This is a genomic window from Roseitalea sp., assembly GCF_984466335.1.
The window spans coordinates 62,588-64,166 of record NZ_CFIFWG010000001.1; the positions used below are offsets into that span (position 1 = coordinate 62,588).

The window sequence follows — 1,579 nt, forward strand, 5'->3', positions numbered from 1 at the left end:
GTTCGAGCGCCACGTCGGTGAACGTGCCGCCAATATCGACGCCGACCCTGATGGAACCGCCAGCCATGGCTCAGACGCTTCTGATCATCTGGTTGGCGGTAAACGCCATCTGGTAAAGGCGCGACATGAGCGGCGCGCTCGCCACGCCGCTGACGCCGCTCATCGGCAGGGGCAGCGTGTCCACCCCCTCGCCCGTCAAGAGATCAGCCATGGCGCGGCCGAAAATGGTGCCCGTGGTGATGCCCCGGCCATTATAGCCGATCGGCGTGTAGAGATTGTCGGCCAACTGATGGATGCGCGGCAGATGGTCCGGCGTCATGGCGATGCGCCCGTGCCAGGCGTCCTCGAACGCCACCGGGCCCAGCGAGGGGAAGATGCGCGCGAGCTGCTTTTTCGCCCAGCGATGCGACAGGCCCTTGTCGAAACGCCCCACCACGGTGCCCATGGAGCCGACGATCAGCCGGTCCTGGGCGTCGCGGCGCAGGCTGAACATGATCCGACCCGTGTCCCACAGCCCCTGGCGTTCGGGCAGGATATGCGCCGCGTCCGGGCCCAGCGGCTTGGTTGCAAGCTGAAAATAGTGGATCAGCGTGAAGGTGCGGCTCAGCCCCGGCCACAGTTCGTCGGTATAGGCATTGGTGCCCAGCACCACGGCCCTTGCCGACAAGGGGCCGCGATCGGTGACGACGCGCCACAGATCGCCGTCGCGCTCAAGCTTCGTGACCCGGGTTCCCGTGCTGATTTCGGCGCCGGCGCCCCGGGCGGCGCGGGCCAGGCCGCGGCAATAGCCCATCGGGTTGATGGTGCCGGCACGGCGGTCGACCAGGCCGCCATGGAAGAAATCCGAGCCGATCAGCTTGCCGGCCTCCTCGCGCGACAGGAGATCGACCGGCTCGCCCAGCCGGTCCCATTCCGCCTTGCGGCCCTTGAGTTCCACGAACCCGGCGGGTCCGTGGGCGGCGTGGATCGTGCCCGTGCGCGTCGCCTCGCAGCGGATCTGATGCTGCTCGATCAGCGAGAACACATAGTCCGGCGCGCGGCTGAATTCGGTGACGAACCGGCCGCCATGCTCCTCGCCCAGCATCGCGCGCACCTTTTGAGGCGGCAGCCATGCGGCCGCGTTCACCAGCCCCACATTGCGGCCCGATCCGCCAAAGCCGACCTGCTCGGCTTCCAGGACGTGGGCGGACACGCCCTTCTGGCAACAGTGAAGCGCCGTCGAAAGGCCCGTGTAGCCGCCACCGACGATCGCCACATCCACAGTGCCGTCGGCGCTGAAATCGCGCTGAACGTCGCTTTCCTGAGATGAAAGGTCCCACAGTGAGATCGCCCCTTGTCGCGTCATATGGTGTGCGCTCCTGTCTCACAACGGCATTGCGATGCGCCGGCAACTGTTGCCTTGCACCATTGCATGTGTCAATATTTGAAAAAACTGTTCCATATAACAGAACGAATGAAATATGCCGAAATTGAAGACGACCGCCGCGGACATGGTCAAGGCCGCCCGTGCGCGCATCGAGGAAATCGAGACAAAGGATCTGATCGAAAGGCTGGGCGACCCCGACCTGGTTGTTGTCGA

1 protein-coding gene is annotated in these 1,579 nt (G+C 65.0%); it reads right to left on the bottom strand.

What is annotated here, in order from left to right:
- Nucleotides 1-70 precede the first annotated feature (70 nt).
- Nucleotides 71-1,345: an NAD(P)/FAD-dependent oxidoreductase gene (locus AC5E6L_RS00340; RefSeq protein WP_491770463.1), complete on the bottom strand. Its 1,275-nt coding sequence runs from the start codon at nt 1,343-1,345 to the stop codon at nt 71-73.
- Nucleotides 1,346-1,579 lie beyond the last annotated feature (234 nt).